This window comes from Pseudomonas sp. Mn2068, from assembly GCF_049319725.1.
GTDB lineage: Bacteria > Pseudomonadota > Gammaproteobacteria > Pseudomonadales > Pseudomonadaceae > Aquipseudomonas > Aquipseudomonas gingeri.
In genome coordinates, this window is record NZ_JBMOUG010000019.1 from 38,719 (window position 1) to 63,230 (window position 24,512).

16 protein-coding genes are annotated in these 24,512 nt (G+C 65.9%); 15 read left to right on the forward strand and 1 reads right to left on the reverse strand.

The features are described from left to right. Positions 1 to 88: 88 nt before the first annotated feature. From ACL9RJ_RS29525 to ACL9RJ_RS29555, 7 genes are all read left to right on the forward strand, one after another. A complete protein-coding gene (locus tag ACL9RJ_RS29525; protein WP_042934778.1) occupies positions 89 to 502 on the forward strand; it encodes a MarR family winged helix-turn-helix transcriptional regulator in 414 nt (137 codons plus the stop codon). Continuing rightward, positions 499 to 2,583, forward strand: coding sequence for an FUSC family protein (locus tag ACL9RJ_RS29530; RefSeq protein WP_042934752.1), 2,085 nt, complete (start codon positions 499 to 501; stop codon positions 2,581 to 2,583). The genes ACL9RJ_RS29525 and ACL9RJ_RS29530 overlap by 4 nt, the downstream gene beginning before the upstream one ends. Then, positions 2,580 to 2,789, forward strand: a complete 210-nt coding sequence (locus tag ACL9RJ_RS29535; RefSeq protein ID WP_017124767.1) for a DUF1656 domain-containing protein — start codon at positions 2,580 to 2,582, stop codon at positions 2,787 to 2,789. Before ACL9RJ_RS29530 ends, ACL9RJ_RS29535 begins: the two co-directional genes overlap by 4 nt. After that, a complete protein-coding gene (locus ACL9RJ_RS29540) occupies positions 2,786 to 3,685 on the forward strand; it encodes an HlyD family secretion protein (protein ID WP_042934751.1) in 900 nt (299 codons plus the stop codon). The genes ACL9RJ_RS29535 and ACL9RJ_RS29540 overlap by 4 nt, the downstream gene beginning before the upstream one ends. Next, complete coding sequence (locus ACL9RJ_RS29545; RefSeq protein WP_422765913.1) at positions 3,682 to 5,130, forward strand: efflux transporter outer membrane subunit; 1,449 nt, start codon at positions 3,682 to 3,684, stop codon at positions 5,128 to 5,130. Before ACL9RJ_RS29540 ends, ACL9RJ_RS29545 begins: the two co-directional genes overlap by 4 nt. A 100-nt stretch (positions 5,131 to 5,230) precedes the next feature. After that, a complete protein-coding gene (locus tag ACL9RJ_RS29550; RefSeq protein ID WP_042934750.1) occupies positions 5,231 to 5,866 on the forward strand; it encodes a hypothetical protein in 636 nt (211 codons plus the stop codon). A 256-nt stretch (positions 5,867 to 6,122) separates the two neighbouring features. Next, entirely contained in the window at positions 6,123 to 7,634 is a 1,512-nt protein-coding gene (locus tag ACL9RJ_RS29555; RefSeq protein ID WP_177119442.1) for a YdgA family protein, read from the forward strand. A gap of 106 nt (positions 7,635 to 7,740) precedes the next feature. On the opposite strand, the gene ACL9RJ_RS29560 is transcribed toward ACL9RJ_RS29555, so the two are convergent. After that, entirely contained in the window at positions 7,741 to 8,460 is a 720-nt protein-coding gene (locus ACL9RJ_RS29560) for a response regulator transcription factor (protein ID WP_177083759.1), read from the reverse strand. A gap of 196 nt (positions 8,461 to 8,656) precedes the next feature. On the opposite strand from ACL9RJ_RS29560, the gene ACL9RJ_RS29565 reads away from it, so the two are divergent. From ACL9RJ_RS29565 to ACL9RJ_RS29600, 8 genes are all read left to right on the forward strand, one after another. Further along, entirely contained in the window at positions 8,657 to 8,926 is a 270-nt protein-coding gene (locus ACL9RJ_RS29565; protein WP_017124761.1) for a hypothetical protein, read from the forward strand. A gap of 306 nt (positions 8,927 to 9,232) precedes the next feature. Beyond that, on the forward strand, positions 9,233 to 10,246 hold the full coding sequence (locus ACL9RJ_RS29570) for a FecR family protein (protein WP_017124760.1): 1,014 nt from the start codon (positions 9,233 to 9,235) through the stop codon (positions 10,244 to 10,246). 35 nt (positions 10,247 to 10,281) lie between these two features. Next, on the forward strand, positions 10,282 to 12,597 hold the full coding sequence (locus tag ACL9RJ_RS29575) for a CHASE2 domain-containing protein (protein ID WP_422765914.1): 2,316 nt from the start codon (positions 10,282 to 10,284) through the stop codon (positions 12,595 to 12,597). Between the two features lie 169 nt (positions 12,598 to 12,766). After that, complete coding sequence (gene pgaA, locus ACL9RJ_RS29580; protein ID WP_422765915.1) at positions 12,767 to 15,250, forward strand: poly-beta-1,6 N-acetyl-D-glucosamine export porin PgaA; 2,484 nt, start codon at positions 12,767 to 12,769, stop codon at positions 15,248 to 15,250. Between the two features lie 12 nt (positions 15,251 to 15,262). Then, complete coding sequence (gene pgaB, locus ACL9RJ_RS29585) at positions 15,263 to 17,260, forward strand: poly-beta-1,6-N-acetyl-D-glucosamine N-deacetylase PgaB (protein WP_042934774.1); 1,998 nt, start codon at positions 15,263 to 15,265, stop codon at positions 17,258 to 17,260. 3 nt (positions 17,261 to 17,263) lie between these two features. Next, positions 17,264 to 18,616 carry a poly-beta-1,6-N-acetyl-D-glucosamine synthase gene (gene pgaC, locus ACL9RJ_RS29590; protein WP_017124756.1) on the forward strand — a complete coding sequence of 451 codons (1,353 nt, stop codon included), beginning with the start codon at positions 17,264 to 17,266 and terminating at the stop codon, positions 18,614 to 18,616. Beyond that, complete coding sequence (pgaD, locus tag ACL9RJ_RS29595; RefSeq protein ID WP_017124755.1) at positions 18,613 to 19,125, forward strand: poly-beta-1,6-N-acetyl-D-glucosamine biosynthesis protein PgaD; 513 nt, start codon at positions 18,613 to 18,615, stop codon at positions 19,123 to 19,125. Before pgaC ends, pgaD begins: the two co-directional genes overlap by 4 nt. Before the next feature lie 106 nt (positions 19,126 to 19,231). Then, positions 19,232 to 24,478 (forward strand): dermonecrotic toxin domain-containing protein, encoded by a 5,247-nt coding sequence (locus tag ACL9RJ_RS29600; RefSeq protein WP_422765916.1) that lies wholly within the window; start codon positions 19,232 to 19,234, stop codon positions 24,476 to 24,478. The last annotated feature ends 34 nt before the right edge of the window (positions 24,479 to 24,512 follow it).

Consider the following 24,512-nt stretch of genomic DNA (forward strand, 5'->3'; position numbering starts at 1 on the left):
GCGATATTGATAGTTAGCAAACTAACATTGTGCGAATCCTCTTGTGTCCAAGCATCTCGAACAGCTCCAGCAGAGCATCAGTACCGGCATGGTGCTCGCGTCGCGCCATTGGCGGCGGGCCTGCCAGACCACGCTGGCCAACTATGGCATCTCCGAAGCCTGCGCCATGCCGTTGCTGATCATCGGGCGCATGGGGCCGGGGGTGCGCCAGGTCACGGTGGCCCAGGTCGCCGGGATGGAAAGCCCGTCGCTGGTGCGTCTGCTCGATCAGTTGTGCAATGCCGGCTATGTGCAGCGTACTGAGGACGCCAGTGATCGCCGCGCCAAGACCCTGGGCCTGACCGAAACCGGCCATGGCCTGTTCCACGACATCGAAACCCAGTTGGTGCGCTTGCGCCGCGAGGTGCTGGAAGGTATCGCGCCGGCCGACCTGGAAGCGGCACTGCGGGTGATCCGCGCCTTCGAGGCCGCCGGGCAGGCATCGGGAGTGGCCGATTCTTGAACGGTTTCTGGACAGGCATGCCGCCGGCCCGCGACTGGTTCTATGGCGTGCGCACTTTCGCGGCCTCGATGATCGCGTTGTATATCGCGCTGCTGATGGAGCTGCCGCGTCCCTACTGGGCGATGGCGACCGTGTACATCGTGTCCAGTCCCTTTGTCGGCCCCACCAGTTCCAAGGCGCTGTATCGGGCGGTTGGCACCTTCCTCGGTGCTTCGGCGGCGGTGCTGTTCGTGCCGCTGTTCGTCCAGACACCGTTCCTGCTGGTGGTGGCGGTGGCGCTGTGGACCGGCATCCTGCTGTTTCTCTCGCTGCACTTGCGGACCGCCAACAGCTACGCGCTGATGCTGGCCGGCTACACCATGCCGATGATCGCCCTGCCGGTGGTGGACAATCCGTTGAATGTGTTCGATATCGCCGTGTCGCGGACCGAGGAAATCTTTCTCGGCATCGCCGTCGCCGCGGTGGTCGGCAGTATGTTCTGGCCCCGGCGCCTGGCGCCGGTGTTTATCGACGCGGCGGGCAAGTGGTTCGCCGATGCCTCGACCTACAGCCTGCGGTTCCTCTCGCGCAATGTGCAGGCCGATGAAGTCAGCGGCCTGCGTTCGGCGATGGTGGCGACCTTCAACAGTCTCGAACTGATGATCGGCCAGTTGCCCCACGAAGGTGCCCGGCCCCAGACCGTGCGCAACACCAAGGAGCTGCGTGGACGGATGATTCACCTGCTGCCGGTGGTCGACGCCCTGGACGACGCCTTGTATGCCATGGCGCGGCGCACGCCGGAGCTGGTGGAGCGCTTCGAGCCGTTGCTCGTCGCCACCCGCGAATGGCTGGAAAGCACCGCCGGGGAAGCGCCGGTCGAGCGCTGGCAGGCCCTGCGCGAGCAGGTCGACAGCCTGCAGCCGAGCCCGGTCGAGCTGGATGAGCGCCGCCAGTTGCTGTTCTCCAACGCCCTCTATCGCCTGGGGGAATGGATCGACCTGTGGCAGGACCTGCGCAGCCTGCAATACGCCATCCAGTGCGAAAGCCAGGACAACTGGCGCGCGGTCTACCGCCATTGGCGCCTGAGCCGCCTGACCCCCTTTCTCGACCGTGGCCTGATGCTGTATTCAGCGGGCTCCACGGTCCTGGCGATCATTGTCGCTTCGGTGCTGTGGATCCTGCTCGGCTGGACCGACGGCGCCAGCGCGGTGATCCTCGCGGCGGTGGCCTGCAGCTTTTTCGCGGCGATGGACGACCCGGCGCCGCAGATCTACCGGTTCTTTTTCTGGACCGCGATGTCGGTGATCTTCGCCAGCCTCTACCTGTTCGTGGTACTGCCCAACCTGCATGATTTCCCGATGCTGGTGCTGGCGTTCGCCGTGCCGTTCATCTGCGTCGGCACCCTTACCGTGCAGCCGCGCTTCTACCTGGGCACCTTGCTGACCATCGTCAACACCTCGTCCTTCATCAGCATTTCGGGCGCCTATGACGCCGACTTCCTGAACTTCACCAACGCCAACCTGGCCGGCCCCGTGGGCCTGTTGTTCGCCTTTATCTGGACCCTGGTGGCACGGCCTTTCGGCGCCGAGCTGGCGGCCAAGCGCCTGACCCGTTTCAGCTGGCGCGACATCGTCAGCCTGACCGAGCCGGCGACCCTGGCCGAGCACCGGCACATGGGCGCGCAAATGCTCGACCGCCTGATGCAGCACCTGCCGCGCCTGGCCATGACCGGCCAGGATACCGGCGCGGCGCTGCGCGAGTTGCGGGTCGCGCTGAACCTGCTCGACCTGCTGGCCTATACCCCGCGCGTGCTGGGGGTGGCCAACGTGTTGCTCAAGCAGGTGGTGGAAGAGGTCGGCGCTTACTTCCGCGCCTGCCTCAAGGCCCGCGAGCGGCTGCCGGCCCCGGCACCCTTGCTGATGACCCTGGACCGCACGCGCCGGGCCCTCGGCTCCCAGGGCCTGGACGACGGCGAAACCCGCCTGCATCTGCTGCACGCCTTGAGCGGCCTGCGTCTGGCGCTGTTGCCCGGGGTCGAGTTCGTCGACCTGGGCGAGCAGCCGGAGAGCGTGCCGTATGGGATCAACGGAGTGCCTTTATGATCGGTGACGTGGATATCAGCGGGGTGTTCCTGCCCACGCTGCTGGTGCTGATGGGGATTACCTACGCGCTGTACCTGGTGGTGCACGGGCTGTTGACGCGCTTCCACTTCTATCGCCTGGTCTGGCACCGGGCATTGTTCAACGTCGGTCTCTACGCTTTGCTGCTGGGCGTTGTGGATTCGTTCAGTCGATACCTGATGACATGAAAAAACCTATCTTGACCATTGGCCGTGTGGTCCTGACCTTGCTGGTGGTGATCTTCGCCTGCCTCGTGGTCTGGCGCATGGTGATGTACTACATGTTCGCGCCCTGGACCCGGGACGGGCATATCCGTGCCGATATCGTGCAGATCGCCCCGGACGTGTCCGGGCTGATCCAGCAGGTGCAGGTGCGTGACAACCAGTTGGTCAGTCGCGGCCAGGTGCTGTTCAGCATCGACCAGGACCGCTTCAAGCTGGCGCTGCGCCAGGCCAGGGCCGCCGTGGCCGATCGCCAGGAAACCCTGGCCCAGGCCCAGCGCGAGAACAAGCGCAACCGTGGCCTGGGTAACCTGGTGGCCGGCGAGCAGCTGGAGGAAAGCCAGTCGAAAGTCGCCCGTGCCGAGTCGGCCCTGGCCGAGGCCCAGGTGACGGTGGACGCCGCGCAACTGAACCTCGACCGGTCGGTGATCCGCAGCCCGGTGGACGGCTATGTCAACGACCGTGCGCCGCGTGAGCAGGAATTCGTCACGGCGGGCCGGCCGGTGCTGTCGGTGGTGGACAGCGGCTCGTTCCATATCGACGGTTATTTCGAAGAGACCAAGCTCGACGGTATCCATGTCGGCCAGAGCGTGGATATCCGCGTGATTGGCGACAAGGCCCGCCTGCGTGGCCGGGTGGAAAGCATCGTCGCCGGGATCGAGGACCGTGACCGTACCAGCGGCTTGAACCTGTTGCCCAACGTCAACCCGGCCTTCAGCTGGGTGCGCCTGGCCCAGCGGATTCCGGTGCGGATCGCCTTTATCGACGTACCGGAAGATTTCCGCATGATCGCCGGGCGCACGGCGACCGTTTCGATCATCGATGACGCCGGGGACGTCGCGAAGAAAGAGGCCGCGAAATGAAACCGCTGGTGAAAGTCACCACGTTCGGCCTTGGCCTGTTGCTGTCGGCCTGTTCCATGGTCGGCCCGGATTACCAGCTGCCGGGCGACTCGGCCATGCAGCGCAAGGACCTGCAGGGCGAGTTCGCCGGCAGTGGCGACAATGTCGTCTCGGCGCCGGTCCCGACTGACTGGTGGCGGCTGTACCAGGACCCGCGCCTGGATGAACTGGTGCGCCAGGCACTGGCTTCCAACACCGACCTGCGGGTCGCGGCGGCAAGCCTCTCGCGGGCCCGGGCCCAGGTGGACGAGGCCGAGGCGGCCGGTGGCTTCAGTGCCGGGGTGAAGGCTGGCGCGCAACGCTTGCAGGAGTCCGGCCAGGCGTTCCTGCTGCCGGAAAAGGTGCCGGTGGCGAATGTCGGGGATATTTCGCTTTCCGCGTCCTATCAGTTCGACCTGTGGGGCACCTTGCAGCGCGGCATCGAGGCGGCCAAGGCCAACGCCGACGCGACCCAGGCGGCGGCCGATGTCGCCCGTATCACCCTGGTGGCGGATGTGGTGCGCTCCTACACCCAGGTCTGCGCCGCCAACGAGGAGCGCGAAATCGCCGAGCAGTCCCTCGACCTGCAATCCCAGAGCACCGAGCTGACCAAGCGCCTGCGCGACGCCGGGCGTGGCGATGAAACCCAGGTCACCCGTTCCCAGACCCAGTTCAAATCCCTGCGTGCCGAGTTGCCGCGCTATACGGCGGCGCGCCAGGCCGGGTTGTACCGTCTGTCGATGTTGCTGGCCAAGCCGCTGGATCAACTGCCCGCCGGGGTGGCCGATTGCGCCGCGCTGCCGCATATCGCCCAGTTGCTGCCGGTAGGCGACGGTGCCGAGCTGCTCAAGCGCCGTCCGGATATCCGCCAGGCCGAGCGCCGGTTGGCGGCGGCGACGGCCGGCATCGGTGTCGCCACGGGCGAGCTGTACCCGAATATCAGCATCGGCGCGACGGTCGGTACGGTCGGCTTCCTCAAGGACCTGGGCGATCCGTCGACCAACCGCTGGGGCTTCGGCCCGGCGATCAGCTGGACCGTGCCGACCAACGGTGCGCGGGCGCGGATCCGTGAAGCCGAGGCCACCACCCAGGGTGTCCTGGCGCACTTCGACGGCGTGGTGCTCAACGCGATTCGCGAGACCCAGACCAGCCTGGCCCAGTACACCGCGCAGCTCGACCGCCGCGATGCCCTGGCCGATGCCGAACAGTCGGCCAGCCTCGCGGCGGACCAGACGCACCGCTTCTTCAAGGCCGGTCGCGCCTCGTTCCTCGCCGACCTGCAAGCCACCCGCACCTACACCGACGTGCGCGCCCAACTGGCCTCGGCCAACACCCAGGTGGCGATGAGTCAGATCGATCTGTTCCTGGCGCTGGGCGGTGGTTGGGAAAGCGGACGAACGCCACCTGCGCAGCACGCGAAACCCTGAGTCCGTTGCTATGCTCTGAACTATCGGCTGGCCGTCGTTGGTTCGGGGCTTCGGGTGAATCCTCACGCGCGGTCGGCGTGGCTTGATGGGGATTCTAATAATGAAAAACCCTTATGCTCCCGGCTTCTGGTGTGCGGTGGTGGCCCTGGTGCTGCTCTCGGCGACGTATTTCTACGGCGTGATGCTCGCCCATCAGATCGACAAGGCGCTGGTGTTCCTCGACAGCGCCAGTGCCCTGATCGCAGTGATGTCCATCGTGGTGGTGGCCTGGGCCAGCTACCAGAGCCAGCAGGTGAAGAAGCGCCAGCTCTCCCAGAGCAAGACCCTGGTCCTGGTCTGGGACACCAAGGTCGCCCTGCGCCGCGTCGAAACCGTGTTCGACCGCTATTTCTGGGGCAGCTACTGGCAACCGGGCCGGACCTTCCAGGAAGTCATGGGCGAACTGACCGGCACGCCCCTGGAAAAAAGCCTCGAAACCCTCAAGAGCCAATGCCTGAAGCTCGACCGCGAGGTGGCCCACGAAGAGCGCCACTGGCTGAGCAACGCCCGCGAGCTGGCGGACGTCGCCATCGCCATGGCCCGCGAGCGTTATCAGCTGGACGTCTGCGACCCGCGCAACGACTCGCCGGACGGCGTGGTGATCAACCGTGATTTCGAGGTGCTGGTGTACACCTGGACGGCGCGACTGAAGACCTTCGACCATCAGCTGGACGAGATGGAGCTGCAGTATTCGTGAGTTGCCGGGCCTGACCCGAACTTAATGCCGACCCTGACGTCAATGCAATGCAACCCGGTGGTCTTGCCGGGTGCCCGCGCGCGTTCTTCCTGTGCATTTTGCTGCCTTCGTCACATGCCGATACCGGGGTGACAGGTGCGCCCGTCTTCGTGCAAATGCTACTCTTCGTCCTTTCGGGCGCCGTCGAGCCGAACCCGACCAAGGGTTCAGGGAAGACCAGCATTTTCAACACAACGGACATTGATCGGGTCAATTCATGAATAAATCAGCAGGCGTATTGTTGGGGTTTGTCGTGGTGGTGGGTGCCGTGAGCACCGCCGGCGCGTGGTACACCGGCAATCAGCTGGAAGGGGTGTTGAACACTTCGATCCAGGAAGCCAACGCACAATTGAAGACGGCCCTGAGCAGTGGTGGCGGCAACGCGAGCATCGAGCTGGTGTCGCTGGACCGCAACCTGTTTACCAGCACCGCGCATTACCGGCTCAAGCTGCAGAACCTGCAGCTCGGTGAAGATAACAAGGACGTCGACCTGCTGTTCGTCGACCATATCGAGCACGGGCCATTGCCGTTGTCGCGCCTGAAGGCGTTGAAGCTGACGCCGGTGATGGTCAACAGCAACTACGAGCTGGAAAAGAACGACGTGACTGCCAAGTGGTTCGACGCCGCCAAGGGCGCCGCGCCGCTCAAGGGCGTGGTTGCGCTGGGCTACAACAACTCGATCGACGGCAACGTCGAGTTGATCCCGCTGGACTTCGCGCCGGACGACAAGAGCTCGGTGAAATTTTCCGGGCTGAACCTGAACCTCACCGGCAGCGACCGTGGGGCGAAGATCAAGCTCAACGGCTACATGGACAGCCTGAAGATTGCCGCCCAGTCCGCCGAGGACGGGCCGGTATCGGTCGAGCTGGGTGGCCTGACCCTGGTCAGCGACCTGGCCAAGAGCGACTTCGGCTTCTACCTGGGCGGCAACACCCTGGAACTGAGCAACGCCAAGGTGACCTACGGTCTGACCCCGGCAACAGTGACGGTCAAGGACTTCGAGCAGAAGGACTCCCTGGACGCGACCGGCAATATCCTCGCCGGACGCCTGGCCTACACCGTCGGCGATATCGGCTACAACGGCAAATCGGTGGGCAGCGCGCAGATGAGCCTGGCCGCGAAGAACCTCGATATCCCGGCGGTGCGCTCCCTGACCCAGATCTACCAGAGCGAGCTGCAGGCCATGCAGCAAGCGGCCGCGCAGGGTGAGGAAACCCCGGCGGTGCCGGAGCTGACCGCCGAGCAGCAACTCAAGGCCCAGGCCGACATCCGCCAGCTGCTGGCCGGCAAGCCGCAGATCGCCGTGGAAAACCTGTCGTTCAAGACCGCCAATGGCGAAAGCCGTTTCAGCCTGTTGCTGGACCTGACCAACCCGTCGTCCACCCAGTTGCCGCCGCTGGAACTGGGCAAGCAACTGATCGCGCAACTGGACGCCAAGCTGTCGCTGTCCAAGCCGATGATCGCCGATCTTGCCGGCGTGCAGGCGCAGGTCGAGGGCCAGACCGATCCGAAGGCCATCGCCCAGTACGCGTCGATGAGCAGCGAAATGGCCGGTACCATGGCGGTATCTACCGAGATGGCGACCATCGAGGGCACGGATATCGTCTCCAAGCTGCACTACGCCGCCGGCCAGGTGGATTTCAACGGGCAGAAGATGCCGGTGGAAGACTTCATCGCGCTGATGATGTCCAAGGTCGGTGGCCTGAGCGGCGCCGAAGCCGCCGAGTAAGCACCCGCCATGTGCGAGCGGGCTTGTCGGGACGCCGCACCGCCGCGAAGCTTTTAGCGGCCTGAAGGGGCTTTTCGTGAGTAAGCCCGGCTGCGGGTAGCCGGGCTTACTTCGTTTCTGACGTGACGCTTTCCAGCCGATAGCCGTAACCGTATACGGTCTGCAATTGCCAGCCGCGCTCGGCGGTCAGCCCGAGCTTGTTGCGCAGGCGATAGATATGGGTGTCGAGGGGCCGCGAGGAAAGCACTTCCTCGTGGGGCCAGAAGCGCTCGTAGAGGTACTCGCGCGACAGCGGCCGGCCGAGGTTGGCGAACAGGCAACGAGCCAGGCGGTACTCGCGCTCCGTCAGGCCGATGGGCTGGCCGTCGCGGCTGACGAGCAGTTCCGCATCGTCGAAGCTCAGGTCATTGAAGGTCGCGGTTTCGCCGCCGGCGTTGCGCTGCACGCCATGCCGGCGCAGCACCGCGTTGATCCGCGCCTTGAGTTCATTGGCGCGAAACGGCTTGCTCACATAATCGTCGGCACCGCTGCCCAGGGCCAGGACGATATCGTTCTCGGCGTCGCGACTGGTGAGCATGATGGCCGGTGGCGGGGCTTCCATGTGCTCGCGGGTCCAGCGCAGGAGCGCCAGGCCACTGAGGTCCGGCAACTGCCAGTCGAGGATCAGCAGGTCGAAGGTTTCGCGACGCAACCGGCGCAGCAGGTCCTCGCCGCGCTCGAAGCTATGCACGGTCCAGGGCGGTTCGCCCGCCTGGGACATTTGCCCCAGGGTCTGCTCGAGCCGACGCAGCTCGGCGGGTTCGTCGTCGAGTATGGCGACACGCATGGCCTCGTCCTTTCTCCTTGCCTGATGAGCTCGATTCTGACGGATCGGTGCCGGCAAAATCTGAACAATTCTGGCGAATCCCTCAAGCGTCGGCGCCGGCTGGTTAGGCTTGATATCAAATTGCCGGTGCCTGCTGTGCGGGGCTCAAGTCGCCTGATTGCAGGGTACCGGTTCGCTGGTACAAGGAGAAGGAACAATGGGCAGTCCCTTTCGCGTCATGCGCTGGCAACCCTGGACAGTCGTGTCGCTGATCACCGGGCTGGTTTTGTGCCTGGGGCTCGGTTTCACCGTCGGCATGTGCTACTCGATCCCGCGTACGACGGCTATCGTCTCCATGCGCCTGTCCCTGCCCGTGGCCGGCGATCTGGTCATGCCCGCCGAATGGCCGGGCTCGCGCAGCCTGGAGCTGGCGCAGTGGATCAAGGAACAGGCGGTGCGGCAGGAGCAGCAGCGTTGGATATTCTGAAGCCGGCAATTCTGAACAATTCTTGCAGATTGTCCGCCAAGGACGGATTTGCCCATAGAGTAGGCCCAGTAGCACAGGGGCACTTTGGAGCAAGTCCGACCCACGGAGGGGTAGCGATTCGGATCCACACGAATCGTTGTCGAGGGAAGGTTGGGATGCCTTCCCTTGGCCATTTTTTCCGTGGCACTCCTTTCATATCAAGACATACAGTGTGGTCCGGTGGCCGCGGGGCGCTGTGGCATGATTGAGAAACCTGGCTCAGTGCCGTAGTCCTTATCCCTGCTCCCTGTCCGAGCGACCGAGCCGATGACCGAGTTTGCCTCTTCTTCCTTTTCCCTGCTTCGCAGCCCGTTGTTTCGAAGCGGCCTGTTTCAACGCATCGTTCCCTGGCTGATCGGTGTCGTTGTCGGCCTGCCTGGCCTTGGCGTATCGGCGGCGCCCGCGCTGTCCCGCGCGCCCTATCTCGATCGTGAACAGCAATGCCGTCCGCAACCGTTGCCGGCGGTCGTCCTGCACCTGGCCGGCGAGGCCTGGAAGCTCGATGCCAGGGGGCAGGAGAGCCGCCTGGAAGAGGGCATGCGCGTGGATGAGCAGGAGGCCGTGCGAACGGCGGCCGATGCCTTTGTCAGCCTCGGCCTGGGGGATGGCTCGCGGATCGTCCTGCCGTCCAACTCCCAGGTACGCCTGCAACTGGATGAAGTGCTGGCGGTGCCCCAGGTGATCCTGGAGCAGGGGCAGGTCGAGTCCTACGTGATCAAGCGCGCCAGTGATCACGACCGCTTCCGGATCCAGACCCCGGTGGGTGTGCTCGGTGTGCGCGGTACGCATTTCCGCACCCGTGGCGAAGACGGCCAGGTGCTGGTCGAAGTGCTGGACGGCCAGGTCGCGGTCAGGCGTATCCCCGCCCAGGCGGAGCCGGGCAAGGTCGGGGCGAAGCGCCTGGCGGTGGCCGAGGCCGCGGTACCGGTGAATGCCCGGCAGGGCCTGAAGATCCGCGGCAGCGGCGAGCTGAAACCCACCGACCTGCTACCGGCGCCGCGCCTGCTGGGCCAGGACGGCCAACGGGGCGACAAGCCGGTCTGGCAACTGTTTCTCCAGCCGCTGGAGGGGGCCCGGCGCTATCGCGCGCAGGTCGCCACCGATGTCGGCTTCCTCGATATCAAGCAGGAAGGTTTTTCCAGCACGCCGCAGATCCAGTTCAGCGACTTGCAGGCGGCCTTCTACCACGTGCGGCTGTCGGCATTCGACGAACAGGGACTTGAGGGCCAGACTGGGGTCTACGATATCTACTACTGGCCCAGGACGTTGCATGCCCAATAGCCGCGGTGTTTCACCTTCATGAGCGTTTCGCCTCCATGAGGTTCTGGCGGCGGCGCGAGGCACGCGAACCGACGCAGGCGCAACGGCTGTTCCGTGGTCTGCTGCGTGAATGGCTGCTGGTGGGATTGCTGTTGCTGCCGCTGACCGCCGTGCTGTCCCTGAACCAGAATCTGGCGTTCAGTCATTTTCTCTATGATCGCCTGAGCCGGTTGAATCCGCTGCCGGTCGATCCGCGCATCCTGCTGGTCACCATCGATGACCGCAGTCTCGAGGCCCTCGGCCGTTGGCCCTGGCCCCGCGACGTGCATGCCCGATTGCTGGATCGCCTGGCCGCGGCGCAGCCCCGGGGCGTGCTGTTCGATGTGATCTTCAGTGAACCGGAACGTCCCGGCGATGGCGATGAACACCTGGCCGAGGCCCTGTGTCGCGCCGGTAACGTGGTCCTGCCGCTGTTGCGCGAAGGTGTGCCGCGGTTTGCCACGCCGTTGCGGGAAATCGAGCCGATCGAGCCGTTGCGGCGCTGTGCCCGGGCCGTCGGCCATATCAACGTCGAGGCGGATAACGACGGCGTGGTGCGCGGGCTTTTCCTGCTCGAGGGCCCGGCCGGGCAAACCCGTGAGCAACTGGCCTGGCTGGCGTACCAGATGGCGCTGCCGGCGGACGGGCAACCCGCGATGCCGGGTGCCGGGGACGGGGACCTTGCCGAAGCCCGGGACTGGCAACGCCGCAACGCCATCCTGCTGCCCTTTGTCGCCGGTGCCGGCGGCTTTCCCAGCGTGCCCTATATCAGCGTCCTGCGCGGTGAGGTGCCACCGCAGTTGTTGCGTGACCGGCTGATCCTGGTCGGTGCCACCGCGCCGGGCCTGGGCGACCGTTATGTCACGCCGGTCTCCGAGCAGGCTGGGACCACTGCCGGGGTGGAGATCCAGGCCAACCTGCTCAACGGCCTGTTGCAACAGCGCAGCATTGTCGCGTTGTCGCCGTTGCCGAGCCTGCTGCTGTCCGTCTCGACGGTGGCCCTGTTGCTGGGCGGCCTGTTGCTGCGCGCGCGGCATGCCCTGTGGCTGACGCTCGCCGGCATGATTGCGCTGCTGGCCGGTGCCTGGGGCCTGCTGCGCCTGGGCCTGTGGTGGTCGCCGGCGGCGAGCCTGAGCGGCTTTCTGCTGGCCTACCTGATCTGGAACTGGCGGCGCCTGAGCGCGGTGCTGGCCTACTTCGGCTGGGAGCTGGCCCGGTTGAACGACGAGCCCAGGGTGCTGCCCGAGCGTCGCCGGCCGATCGTCCCCGGCGGCGATGTCCTGCAAGGTCGTATCGCCGCCCTGGAACAGGCCCTCGGGCGCACTCGCGATACCCGGCGATTCATGGCCGATGGCCTGGAGTGCCTGCCTGTCGCCACGCTGATAACCGACACTCAAGGCCAGGTGCTGCTCGCCAATCGCAGCGCCCGCGAACTGCTGGGCGCGACGCTGGTGGGCGAGAACTGGCTCGAGGTGCTGGCGCGCCTGGGCTTTCCCGACCTGCACGGGGGCGCACGCCCGGCATTGTCCGCACTGACCCGCCAGGAGTTTCGCGACAGCCGCCAGCGCACCCTGCGCCTGGACCTCGCACCGCTGCTGTCGGCGGAAGATGAAGTCGCCGTCGGCTGGCTGTTCAGCCTTGCGGACCTGAGCCAGGAGCGCGAAGCCGAGCAGCAGCGGGCGGCCTTGTTGCGCTTTCTGTCCCATGACCTGCGCGCGCCGCATTCGGCGATCCTGGCGCTGCTGGATGTGCAGCGCGAGCAGCACGAGGATGCGCCGCTGCATCGGCAGATCGAACAACAGGTCCGCCGGGCCCTGGGCCTGACCGAGGCGTTTGTGCACCTGGCCAAGGCCGAGTCGGAGGCCTACCGGTTCCAGCCGGTGCTGTTCGCCATGCTGGTACTGGATGCCTTTGACCAGGTGGCGCCATTGGCGCAGCTCAAGGGCATCGCACTGCGTCATGAGCTCGACGAGGCCGATGAAAGCCCGGTCCGCGCCGATGCCGCGCTGCTGACCCGGGCGCTGTTCAACCTGCTGGAAAACGCCATCAAGTACAGCCCTTCCGGCACCTGCGTCAGCCTCGCCGTGACGGTGGCGGACAACCGGCTGGCCTGCCGCATCAGCGACCAGGGCCGGGGCATCGACGCTGTCGAGCTGCCGCGACTTTTCGACCCCTACACGCGTTTTGCCTCGGCCCACGACAGCGAAGGGCTGGGCCTGGGGCTGGCGATGGTGAAGGCCGTGATCGACCGGCATGGCGGCCTGATCCGCTGCCAGAGTGTCGTTGGCCAGGGTACGACGTTCATCCTCGAATTGGCGGTTCTGCACGAGTGACCCGACAATCATCCTCGTCGGTGCCCGGCGAAATCTGAATAATTATTGCATGTTGTTTTTTGGTCTAACCTTGCGTGAAAGACTCTTGATCAGATAGCCAATGCGCATCATCCAAGAACGGCTTTCTGGACGCGACGGGCTTTAGTTGCCACGTAAGGAAGTTGACGAGATGCCGCGTACCGCGATTGCTTTTGCTCGTGTTGATCTTCGCCTGCTCATTCAGATGGCCCTGTGCGGCCAGCTGTTCTGGAGTGGCCTGGCCTGCGCCGACGCGTCCTACGACCAACTGATCCGCCAGGCCCGCAACGGTGACTATGCCCCCGCGCTGAGCCAACTGCGCCAGCTGCCTGCCGGGCAACAGACCACCGGCCAGGTCAGCGACCACTTGCAGATAGCGGGCTGGGCGGGCCTGGACAGCGAGGTGGTGACGGTCTACGAGTCCAGTGGCGCGCACCGTACGCTGCCGGTTCCGGCCCTGACAGCCACGGCAAGGGCGTATCGCAACCTCAAGCGCTGGGATGACGCCGAACGCGTGTATCGCCTGGCGCTGACCCGTGAACCGCAGAGCCTCGATGCGCAACTGGGCCTGGCCGTGACCCAGGCCGATGGCGGTGACCCGCAAGAGGCCGTGCGCCGTGCCCGCGAGCTGGTGGCCCGGCAGCCCGATGATCCTTCGCGGCGCCTGGCATTGGGCTACGCGCTGACCCGGGCGGGCGACCGTTATGGCGCGTTGTTCGAGTACGACCAGGCGTTTCTCCGGGCATCGGACAACCCCGAGGTGGCTCGCGAATACCTCTTTGCCCTCGAACGTGCGCGCCTGCCCGAGCCGGCATTGCGCCTGGCCCGCAACCATCCGCAACTGATCGGGCCGCTGCCCGTGGCGCGCCTCGAAGGCGAGCTGGCGGCCGAGCGCGTGCGTCTGGCGGAGTTCGCCTCGCGCAGTGAACGCGAGCGTTTCGTCGTCGCCGACCGGGCGCTGGCCGACTATGAGCAACTGCTCGCCAATTGGGCCTCCAATCCCGATGCGCGCGATGACGTGGTGCGCTGGCGCATCGACCGTATGGGCGCGCTCAAGGCCCGGGCGCGCAGTGCCGAGGTGCTGGTCGAATACCAGAAACTGATCGATGAAGGCGTGACGATCCCGACCTATGCCCTGCGCTGGGTGGCGGCGTCCTACCTCGATGTGCGCCAGCCCGAGACGGCCACGCAACTGTATCGCCAGGTGCTGTCGGCGCCGGACGCGGACCCCGCCGACCGGGTCGATGACACCACGGCCCTGTTCTATGCCCTGCTCGAAAGCGACAAGCCGCAAGAAGCCCGTGAAGTGGCGCAGACGCTGGCAAAAAACGAGTCGCCCCGCGTCGAACTCAAGGGGTTGCCCATCGGCAACCCCAGCGATTCGTGGATGGATGCCCAGCAATTGAATGCCCAGGTCGGTCTCTACGACAACGCCGTGCCGGACAGCGAGCAAGGCCTGGAGGCATTGTTCGAGCAGGTGCCGGGTAACATCGGGCTGCGCGTGGCCATGGCGCAGATGTACCTGGCCCGTGACTGGCCGCGTCGCGCCGAATACCTGAACAAGGAAACCGAAGCCCTGGCCCCCAGGGACCGCGGACTGGAAGTGGCCCAGGGCTACACGGCGCTCGATCTGCAGGAGTGGCGCCAGCTCGATGCGCTGACCGACGACCTGGTCGAACGCTTTCCGGAAAACCGCCAGGTGCAGCGCCTGCAACGCCTGCGCGACGTCCATGACATGGCTGAGCTGCGGGTCCAGGCCTATACCGGCAAGAGCTTCGGCGGTGGCTCGGACAGCGAGCCCGGGGCGGTCACCGGTAGCCGTGACTACGGTCTCGAGACGGTGCTGTACAGCCCGCCGATCAATGAGGACTGGCGACTGTTCGCCGGTGCCGGGTATGCCTTCGGCAAGTTCACCGAAGGCGACGCCCAGCGCCGCTGGCAGCGGCTCGGGGTGGAGCGGCGGACCCGCGACATGACCCTGGAAGCCGAGGTGTCCAACCAGTCCTACGGCGAGGGCAACAAGATAGGTGCGCGCCTGGCCGCCGCCCTCGACATCGACGATCACTGGCAATACGGCGGCAGTCTCGAGCGCCTGTCCGCGGCCACGCCGTTGCGCGCGCTGAAGAACGGTATCAGCGCCAACTCGGCGAGCGCGTTCCTGCGCTGGCGGGCCAATGAAAGCCGCGAATGGAAGCTGGCGGTGACCCCGTCGCGTTTCAGCGACGGCAACCGCCGCATCGAAACCGTGCTCACCGGCCGCGAAGGTCTCTATAGCGCGCCCCATGTGCAAGTGGACCTGGGTCTGGAAGTCAGTACCAGCCACAACACCAAAAGTGACGACGTCCCCTATTTCAACCCCAAGTCCGACTTCAGTGTGTTGCCGACCGTGAACGTCAACCACATCCTTTACCACCGCTACGAAACCGTATGGAGCCAGCAGTTCCAGGTAGGTGCGGGGAGTTACAGCCAGCGCGATCACTCCACTGGCGCCATGGCCCTGTTGGGCTACGGCCAGCGCGTGAGCTGGAACGATGTCCTTGACGCCGGTGCGCTGGTGAGTTGGCTCAGCCGACCGTACGACGGGGATCGGGAACGCGACCTTCGTCTGACCGTCGACCTTACTTATCGCTTCTAGAAGAGATGGATGATGCCTTTGATCATGCGTTGCCTGCTTCTCCTGGGAGCGTTGCTGCTCGGCGCCTGCGCCCAGACTCCCGCGACCTTCACCGCGCCGGCGCAGCGCCCGCTGCCGGCCAATGAGGCACCCTGGCCGAAGAACCATGTGCTGGGCATCGCTTATCACGATGTCGAGGACCGTGACCCGGATCAGGCGGTGGTGGCCGTGCGCACCGAGCGATTGCTCGAACAATTGGCGTGGTTGCGGGAAAACGGTTATCGGCCGGTCAGCGTCGACCAGATCCTCGCGGCGCGCGGCGGCGGACCGGAGCTGCCCGCCAAGGCGGTGCTGTTGAGCTTCGACGACGGCTACGCGAGTTTCTACACCCGCGTGATGCCGGTCCTGCGCAGCTACCGATGGCCGGCGTTGCTGGCACCGGTGGGGACCTGGATCGACACGCCGGCGGGCCAGCCGGTGAACTTCGCCGGCGAGCTGCGTCCGCGTTCGCAGTTCCTGACCTGGGCCCAGATCAAGGAGATTTCCGCCTCGGGGCTGGTCGAGATCGCCGCCCATACGGACGCCAGCCACCTGGGCATCGTCGCCAACCCGCAAGGCAACCAGCAACCGGCGGCGGCCACGCGGCGCTACGATGCCAGCACCGGCCGGTATGAAAGCGAAGCCGACTTCCAGGCCCGCATGCGCGCTGACGTGGTGGCGATTTCGAACAAGATCCGTGCGGTCACCGGCTACGCCCCACGGGTCTGGGTCTGGCCCTACGGTGTCGCCGACGGTACGGCGCTGAAGGTGATCGACGGCCAGGGCTACAAGATGGCGCTGACCCTGGATGACGGGCTCGACAGCGTCGACAGGCTGATGAGCAGTCCGCGGTTCCTGGTGGCCTCGGATCCCGATGGCGAGCACTACGCCAGCAGCCTCGTCGCGGTGCAGACGCGCTCGCCCAAGCGCGTGGTGCATGTCGACCTGGATAACGTCTATGACGCGGATCCGGTCCGTCAGGAAATCAACCTCGACAAGCTGGTCCAGCGCATTTCCGACATCGGCGCCAATACCGTCTTTCTGCAAGCCTTCGCCGACCCCGAGGGCGATGGCCTGGCACGCGAGCTGTATTTTCCCAACCGGCACCTGCCGGTCCGCGCGGATATCTTCGACCGTGTCGCCTGGCAGTTGCGTACCCGCGCCCATGTCGAGGTGTTCGCCTGGATGCCGGTGCTCAGCTTCGCACTGGATTCCAGGCTGCCCCGGGTGACCCGCTGGGACCCGGCGACCGGCCACGTGGCCCCGGATCCCGAGCAGTACCGGCGCCTGTCGCCCTTCGACCCCGAGGTGCGCCGCCTGATCGGCGAGATCTACGAGGACCTGGCGCGGCTGACCTCGGTCGATGGCGTCCTCTATCACGACGACGCTGTGCTCTCCGATTTCGAGGACGCCAGCCCCCAGGCGCTGCGCGCCTATGCGGCCAACGGCCTGCCGGGTAGCGTCGAGGCCTTGCGTGGCGACCCGGCGACACTCCAGCGCTGGACCCGTTTCAAGAGCCGTTACCTGATCGATTTCACCCACGAACTGACCGCCAGGGTCCGTGCCATCCGCGGGCCGCAGGTGCAGACCGCGCGCAATCTGTTCGCCGAGCCGGTGATCGACCCGCAGAGCGAGACCTGGTTCGCCCAGAACCTCGATGACTTCCTCACCAGTTACGACTGGACCGCGCCGATGGCCATGCCGTTGATGGAAGGCCAGAGCGAGAGCCATTCGGGCGACTGGCTGGAAAGGCTGGTCGAGCGGATCGGGCAACGTCCGGGCGCCCTGGATCGCACCGTGTTCGAGTTGCAGGCCCGCGACTGGCGGCAGAAACCGGCGACGGACATCGACGGCGAGCAACTGGCGGACTGGATGGCACGGATCAAGCGCAAGGGCGCGACCAGTTTCGGTTACTACCCGGACAATTTCCTCGAAAACAGTCCGGACCTGAAAACCGTGCGCCCCGCACTTTCCAACAAGTGGAATCCTTAGATCATGATGGATCGCATCCTGGCACTGATCGTCCTGGCGCTCGTCCTGGGGTTTCCCCTGGGCGTGATTTTCCTGGTCACCGGGCAATTCCTGATGGACTTCGTGTTCTTCTACCCGTTGTTCATGTCGGGGTTGTGGATGGCCGGCGGCTTGTACTTCTGGCTGCACTGGGAGCGGCGCTGGCCCTGGGAAGCCGACACCCTGCCGCCGCCGCTGCCCGGCGAGCCGCTGATCTCGATCCTGATCCCCTGCTTCAACGAAGGTGACAACGTCGGCGAGACCATCGAGGCGGCGCTGGCCCAGCACTACCCGAATATCGAAGTGATCGCCATCAATGACGGTTCCAGCGACAACACCGGGCAGTTGCTCGATGGCCTGGCGCAGCAGGACCCACGCCTGCGGGTGATCCACCTGGCGCAGAACCAGGGCAAGGCGGTGGCCTTGAGCATGGGCGCGGTGGCGGCCCGCAGCGAGTACCTGGTGTGCATCGATGGCGATGCCCTGCTGGCGCCGCACACGGCGGCCTACCTGGTGGCGCCGCTGCTGCATAACGCCCGCCTGGGGGCGGTCACCGGCAACCCGCGGATCCGTACCCGCTCGACCCTGATCGGCCGGGTCCAGGTCGGCGAGTTCTCCTCGATCATCGGTTTGATCAAGCGTACGCAGCGGGTCTTCGGGCGGATCTTCACCGTCTCCGGCGTGGTCTGTGCCTTCCGTCGCACGGCGCTGGACCGGGTGGGCTACTGGAGCCCGGATATGATCACCGAAGACATCGACATCAGCTGGAAGCTGCAACTGGATCACTGGAGCGTTTTCTACGAGCCCCGGGCGCTGTGCTGGATCCTCATGCCGGAGACCCTGCGCGGGCTGTGGAAGCAGCGGCTGCGCTGGGCCCAGGGCGGCGCGGAGGTGCTGTTCAAGAATATCCGCGGCATCTGGCAGTGGCGTCACCGTTACCTGTGGCCGCTGTTGTTCGAATACTGCCTGTCGACCGGCTGGGCGTTTACCTTCCTGCTGTCGATCATCTTCTATTGCATGGGCCTGTTTATCGAGATGCCGGCCCCGATCGCCGTGCATCGTATCCTGCCACCATCCTTTACCGGGCTGTTGCTGGCGATGGTCTGCCTGGGGCAGTTCGCGGTCAGCGTGCTGATTGACCGCCGCTATGAACGGGACCTGTGGAAAGTCATGTTCTGGGTGGTCTGGTACCCGCTGGTGTTCTGGTTCATCAGCTTCTTCACCACCCTGGTCAGCTTTCCCCGGGTGTTGTTCGGCCAGGGCGGCAGGCGAGCCCGCTGGGTCAGTCCGGACCGGGGGATCAAGCCCGTCGACGACGAGCAGAAGGTGCGCTCATGAAAATCCTCCGAACCCGCCAGCGGCCTTTCATGATGATCGTCGACGCGGTGCTGACCCTGCTGGCCTGGATCGGCCTGCTGTACCTGCTGATCCAGGGCTTGTGGCCGTTGCTCGACGGGCATGCCGGGCCGCGGATCGACATTTCGTTCTTCGAAGCACTGAACACCTTGCAGATCTATCTGTGGATCGGCCTGTTGAACGCGGCGGTGCTGATCGCCTGGGCGCGTTATCAGCAGCGCAAGAGCCGTGGCTATGCCCAGCGTCGCCTGGCTCCGCCGGTGGTGGGGGACGAGGGCTTGAGTCGTAGCTTCAAGCTGAGCGGCGAGAACTTCGCCCGGATGCGCCAGTCGGCGACGATGATCGTGCACAACGACGAACATGGCGGGGTCAGCGAAGTGATCACGCACCTGTACCGGGTCGAGCCGCAGGAGCAACCGCCGCCACTGGCGCCGCCGGCCCATCCGCGGGTGATCCGCCTGCCGTCGGACGATGATGGCAAGGCCGAGTGAAAACGTTCCAGGCCGCGATCACCGCTGGTGGTTAATTATCTAGTGCCTGGGCATGCCGGGCCGGGCTCTAGGCTTTCTCCTTTTTCCATGGAAAAGGGGAATGCCCATGAACACGGTCTTACAGGAACCGGCCAACGGGGTTGAAGCACCGCTCCTGTCCGCCCCCGAGGCGGCGCTGGAGCACTTCGGCAAGCAACTCGCCGAGCGTCTCGCCCTGTCGAAACGCCCCAGTCTGCTGCTCAACCGGCTCCAGGCGGCGCTGGTGCGCGGACTCGACAGCCAGTATCGGCTCAAGCGGCTTTTCGAGCGGGCGCCACGGATCGGCGACGTGCTCCAGCGGCTCCTGAGGGAAGCCTTCGGGCATGATCCGCATCGGCTCCTGTTCATCCCGCCACTGCGTTGTGGCGACGGGCAGTTGGCGCGGACCCTGGCACAGGTCGCCATGTCGCTGTTGCGCAATCCGTTCCTGTCCCTGGGCTCGGGCCTTGGCGTGCGCCTGGGCCTGGTCGGCGAACCGGACAATGCCCTGCAACTGGACCCCGGGCAGGTGCTGGCGCACCTGAAGTCCCTGGGGCTGTCTTCCCGTATCGATACGGCCCTGCGCAGCTACTGGGAGCAGCCGGCGTATGACAGCAACCTGTCGCGCCGGGAACGCCTGATCGAACTGCACAAGCTGTTGTTTCACGACAAGGTCCTGTTGGCCTATGGCCTCGGCGGTTTGTCCGCTGGCGCGGTCAATATGCTGATGGGGCTGCTGGATGCCCCGACCCCCGAGGCGCGGACGCTGGCCGGCGACCGCTGGGCGCGGCTCATGGTCTCGGAGCTGGTCTGGCCGGCGGAAGGCCAGGCGACGCTGGCCCTGAGCGGCAGCCTGCACCTGCACGGGACCGGCAGTGTCCGGCGGGGCAGGCAGGTGGTCTTCGTGCCCGGTGCGCCCGTGGAGTTCTTCGAGTTCGCCGACCCGGCTGAAATGCACCGCCGGCTTCCGGAAGTGCTCAATGCCCCGGGCAATTACCGGCCCTGGCAGTTGCTGGCGTTGCAGGAGCGCCATCGCCTGTTTCCCCAGGGCGCGCGACCGGCCCTGCCTTACCATTTCCAGGACAGCCCGGCGCTCGCCGGCGATGCCTTCGCCCACAGCGCCCTGAGCCGGCTGGAGACCCAACTGGCCAACGAATGGGCCGCCGCCTTGCTGCTCAATAGCGCGTATATGTTGCCCGAGGGCCTGGCCGATGCCGCGCGCCTGACGCCACTGCAGGCGGTGGAAGCCATGCAGGAATCGCGCACCGCCCTGACCGGTCTGCCAGCGGTGAGGACGGCGCTGGCGCAACGGCTGCTGCGCGACGAGCACCGCCGGATGCTCGAGATCACCTTCGGCAGCCTGGCCATGGACCTTCCCGTGCGCCTGCGCCAGAGCAAGCTGCGCCAGCAGGAGCGTGGACTCCTAAAGCTGCTGGATGAACCGGGCCCCGGGCGCGACAGTCCGGCCTATAACGAGCTGCTGGGGGATCATGAGCGCTGGCGACAACAGGCGGCCGACCTCCAGGCGCTGCTGCGGGACCGGCAGGACTGGTCGCGAGCCGGGTTCTGGCAGGCGGACGGGAAGGGCAACGCTCTTGGCGAAAAATGGCTCAAGGGGCGCTGCCAGGCACTGTTGTACGAGGCACGGATTCAACACCGGCTCGGACTGCTGGATCAGAAGGAACTGGAGCGGATCCTCGATGTGCTGCCGCAAGCGCCGCCCGGACGGGTGGCCAGCGATACACGGATCGTCGGTATCGCCGTGGGACCCGACGACTGGCCCTGGCTGCTGACGGGGGCCTGTGTCATCAGTACCCGCCAGGCCCTGGCGGATCGGCGCGTGAGCACCTCGGCGCTGCTGTTCGTGCCGGGACGCCAGGGCGGTCTGCAACGCTTCATCAGCCTGGACAGCCTGGCGCAACGGCTGGGCATCACCCTGCTCAGTCCGGAATGTGACAGCCTCTGGCCGCTGATTGCCCGGGACCAGCGTGGCGATGCGCGGCGCTGGGTGCGCAGCCTGCCGGCCGGCGAGCGGCTGGCCGTGCATTACCTGCCCATTGCCGCGGATGCCTTGCAGCACGGGCTCCAGCAACAGATCCAGGCTTACCTGCGGGTCTGCCGGGCGGTCGAGGGCGGCCTGCGGCCTTTTTCGCAAGTCGCCGATGCGCCCGGCTCCCTGCAATGGCTGGCCGATGAGCTGGCGCAGAACCTCGCGGTGCCCGGCCACGACGCCCGGGAGCGGGCGCTGGACAACCTGGCCGCACTGCAACTCGGCGCGGTGCAGGCGCAGGGGCTGCCCGCCTGGTTGTCCGGGGCGTCCCGGTCGACGCGCCAGCAGTATGCGCGGCGGTTGGCGCGCTACCAGAACAGCGTGCAGGCCCTGGAGCTCAAGCTGGAACGGCAACTGCCGGACCTGGATGACTTCGCCCGGGGAAAACTCATCGAGCGGCTCAGGCAGGACGGCTGGTATCCGGGGCTGGATATCGACAAACCGCTGTTCGATCTTCCCGACAGCGTCGAGCGGGTGTGGGCCGGTCACCCCGAGCGCGTAGTGGGCGAGTCGGGCCCGAAGACCGTGGTCAGCGACACGCGACATACCTACAGCCTGCTGCGCCTGGCCCTGGAGAACCTCGATCCGCAATCCATGGGTAGCCGCCGGCGCCTGCAACACGGGCGGCTCCTGGACCCCGCCTGGCAGCAGCGCCTGACCCCCGATTACCTGATCGCGACGATTTCCGCCCTCGACCTTGGCGGTCAGTACGACAGCCTGATCCAGCGGGCCTTCTACGGCGTGGAGGATCCCCGGCGCGAACAGCCCCGGGCATTCGACCGCGCGCTGTTGTACCGCCTGGTCAGGCAACGCGCCGCGATGGAGTTGTTCAGTGCCCGGCAACAAGGGCTCGGCGACTGGGCGACCGAGGCCTTCGAGGTGGCCCTGAACGCCGAGTTCGCCGTGGACTTGCGGACCGCGCGCCTGGACCTCGAATTGCATCGGGTCACCTTCGCCGGTCGGGCGTTTGCCCGGGCGCGGCATGTGGGCAACGCGGTGGCGATCCATGACAGGATTTCCGGGAAAACCCTGGTCTACCTGCCGGGGGCTCCCCATGAGCAGGTGCTGACCGAACACGCCGATCTGGCGGCGGCGCAACGGGCACTGGTCAAGACCGAGCAGGCGTCGCAGCGGGTGGCGGATATCGTGCAACGCCTGGCGGCGGGCTGGGACCGCGAGGTGGTCGAGGGTTATCCGGCGGAACAGGAGGCATATTCGCCGCGACTGGCCTCCCTGCGGGGTGACGGAGCTGCGCTGGTCCTGCAATCTGCGGCAGTCACGCCGGTTGTCGCGGCCAGGTCCACGACGTTGCTCAAGGTCATCAGGAGCTGGTGGACGAGCGAACCGGAATCCCCCCTGCCGGATTCCGCCGCGCTGGAAAAGGAGGTGCGGCGCGAGATCGCGGAAAATCCCGGGCACTGGTTGCGGCTGGTGAAAACCGAGCGTTGCGATCTGTCGCTGCTCCTGGCGCATGCCTTTGTCCTGCGGGCGCAGCAACGTGCCCGGTCGGTCTCGAACTCCAATCGGCAACTGGCGCAGTTGCGCGAGTTGCGTGAACGCGAAGAGCGCTCGGCCTACTGGCGCCGGGTGTTGTCGGTGGTGCCCGTGGTCAGTGTCGCGGTCAATGCCTACGAGACGGCCGTGGCCTTGCGCCGGTTTCATCGCAGCGGCGATCCACGCGATGCCCTGGAGCTGTTCAAGGCCGCGCACATGACGTTGGTCGACGCCGCCCTGACGTTCTTTCCCGCCGGCCTGGCCACCCGGCCGGCGAGGGTCGGCCAGGGGCTCTGGCCGCGCGCGGCGCTGAAGAGCCTGTCCCAGCGCCAGGCCCTTTCCCACAAGGGCGCGATGGCCCTGAAAAAACTCGACCGTTCTGCCAGGCCCCGACCAATGCTGCCGGGCTACGAAGCGAACATCGCCGGAGATGACGCCGTGGCCCTGCACGGCCCGACCAATGCCGGCAGCTACGTGAAGAACGGGGTGCAGTTCATCACCGATGGTAGCAAGCGCTACGAGGTCTACCAGGCCAAGGGCGAAAGCAGCCTGCGCCTGAAGAAAACCGCCACGCAGGACAATGAACTGATCCTGCACATCCACGAGCCGGGTGAATACCTGTTGCGTGCCGATGCGCCCGAGCCGCAGCCGGGTCCCAGTCGCGCGATGTGGCAACCCTGGACACCGCCCGCGCCGTCGCAGCCTGCCACCGCCCCGGTGCTGCAACTGGAGTGGATGACCCGTCGACCGGCCTTGTTACCCGCGGATTGGGCGACACGGGGATTGCTCCTGGAAAACGAACAGCTCGTGGAGCTATCGGCGAGCCGGGGGATCTATACGAGACGGGGGGCCGACATGGGGCGCCTGCTGAAACTGGACGGGCGCTATTTCGAGCTGCTGCCCGACGGTTCGCAGGTTCATCCCGATATCGTCTTCCTGAAGCGTCCCGGTCCGTCGGCCGCTCTGGCCCGAATCGATTTCAGCCACTGGTGGAGCCATCTGGACGAGCAGCCGATACCGGCCACGTTTGACCCGCCCAGCCAAACCTGGACGGTGCGTGCCGCCCTGTTCGGCGAACCGATGGAACAGTCCCTGGCGCAGCCGTTGCGGGGTATGACGCCGATCAGCCTGCAGAGGACGATCAACCGACTGATCGAGCGCAGCGATGTCGCCTACAGGTCGGTCACGGCGAGTCGCATGGTCGCGCTCAAGCGCACGCAGGAAGCCTGGAGCCTGCGGGGCGTGCACATGGACGTGCTGTTGCGCGAGCTCGATGCCCAGGCCCTGGGGCGGACCCACTTTTCCATCGGTCGCGCGACCGACTCGGTGGGTTTTTCCCGCCTGGACTTCGAACCGCCCCAGGCCGTCGATCCACGGTTGTTCGACGCCCGGGGGCCGGCGCGCATTGCCGAGCTGGCCTCGAACAGCGAGACCGCCGTCATCGGCATCCTGCGCCGTCATGGCTTTGTCGTGAACGAGATCCCGAAATCCCAGTCCTTCAATACGGTCAACCTGTATTGTACCCACTCCGGCTCCAACCACCTCTACTACGTCATGCTCAAATGGACCGACAAGCGCTCGGTGCCCCTGACCCGCTACCAGGCGGGGCCCCGGCAATTGTCGGATGACTGGTTCAACCGCCATTTCGAGTTCAGGCCCCTGGGTCAGCGCGCAGTGCTCAAGCCGGTGAAGGAAGCGATGAACGAGGGGCGCCTGGTGAAAATCATCGCGGGCTTGCAGCGCTCGACGGACACCGGGTTGGTCACGGTGTTTTTTACTCGGGCGGTCTAGGGAGGTGGGTGATGGTTGTGGCTCGTAGCGCCTG

Excerpts from the sequence above, each read along its gene's own strand:
- ACL9RJ_RS29525 (WP_042934778.1), top strand. The coding sequence starts at position 89 with ATGGTGCTCGCGTCGCGCCATTGGCGGCGGGCCTGCCAGACCACGCTG.
- ACL9RJ_RS29535 (WP_017124767.1), top strand. The coding sequence starts at position 2,580 with ATGATCGGTGACGTGGATATCAGCGGGGTGTTCCTGCCCACGCTGCTG.
- ACL9RJ_RS29540 (WP_042934751.1), top strand. The coding sequence starts at position 2,786 with ATGAAAAAACCTATCTTGACCATTGGCCGTGTGGTCCTGACCTTGCTG.
- ACL9RJ_RS29545 (WP_422765913.1), top strand. The coding sequence starts at position 3,682 with ATGAAACCGCTGGTGAAAGTCACCACGTTCGGCCTTGGCCTGTTGCTG.
- ACL9RJ_RS29550 (WP_042934750.1), top strand. The coding sequence starts at position 5,231 with ATGAAAAACCCTTATGCTCCCGGCTTCTGGTGTGCGGTGGTGGCCCTG.
- ACL9RJ_RS29555 (WP_177119442.1), top strand. The coding sequence starts at position 6,123 with ATGAATAAATCAGCAGGCGTATTGTTGGGGTTTGTCGTGGTGGTGGGT.
- ACL9RJ_RS29560 (WP_177083759.1), bottom strand. The coding sequence starts at position 8,460 with ATGCGTGTCGCCATACTCGACGACGAACCCGCCGAGCTGCGTCGGCTC.
- ACL9RJ_RS29565 (WP_017124761.1), top strand. The coding sequence starts at position 8,657 with ATGGGCAGTCCCTTTCGCGTCATGCGCTGGCAACCCTGGACAGTCGTG.
- ACL9RJ_RS29570 (WP_017124760.1), top strand. The coding sequence starts at position 9,233 with ATGACCGAGTTTGCCTCTTCTTCCTTTTCCCTGCTTCGCAGCCCGTTG.
- ACL9RJ_RS29575 (WP_422765914.1), top strand. The coding sequence starts at position 10,282 with ATGAGGTTCTGGCGGCGGCGCGAGGCACGCGAACCGACGCAGGCGCAA.
- pgaA (WP_422765915.1), top strand. The coding sequence starts at position 12,767 with ATGCCGCGTACCGCGATTGCTTTTGCTCGTGTTGATCTTCGCCTGCTC.
- pgaB (WP_042934774.1), top strand. The coding sequence starts at position 15,263 with ATGCCTTTGATCATGCGTTGCCTGCTTCTCCTGGGAGCGTTGCTGCTC.
- pgaC (WP_017124756.1), top strand. The coding sequence starts at position 17,264 with ATGATGGATCGCATCCTGGCACTGATCGTCCTGGCGCTCGTCCTGGGG.
- pgaD (WP_017124755.1), top strand. The coding sequence starts at position 18,613 with ATGAAAATCCTCCGAACCCGCCAGCGGCCTTTCATGATGATCGTCGAC.
- ACL9RJ_RS29600 (WP_422765916.1), top strand. The coding sequence starts at position 19,232 with ATGAACACGGTCTTACAGGAACCGGCCAACGGGGTTGAAGCACCGCTC.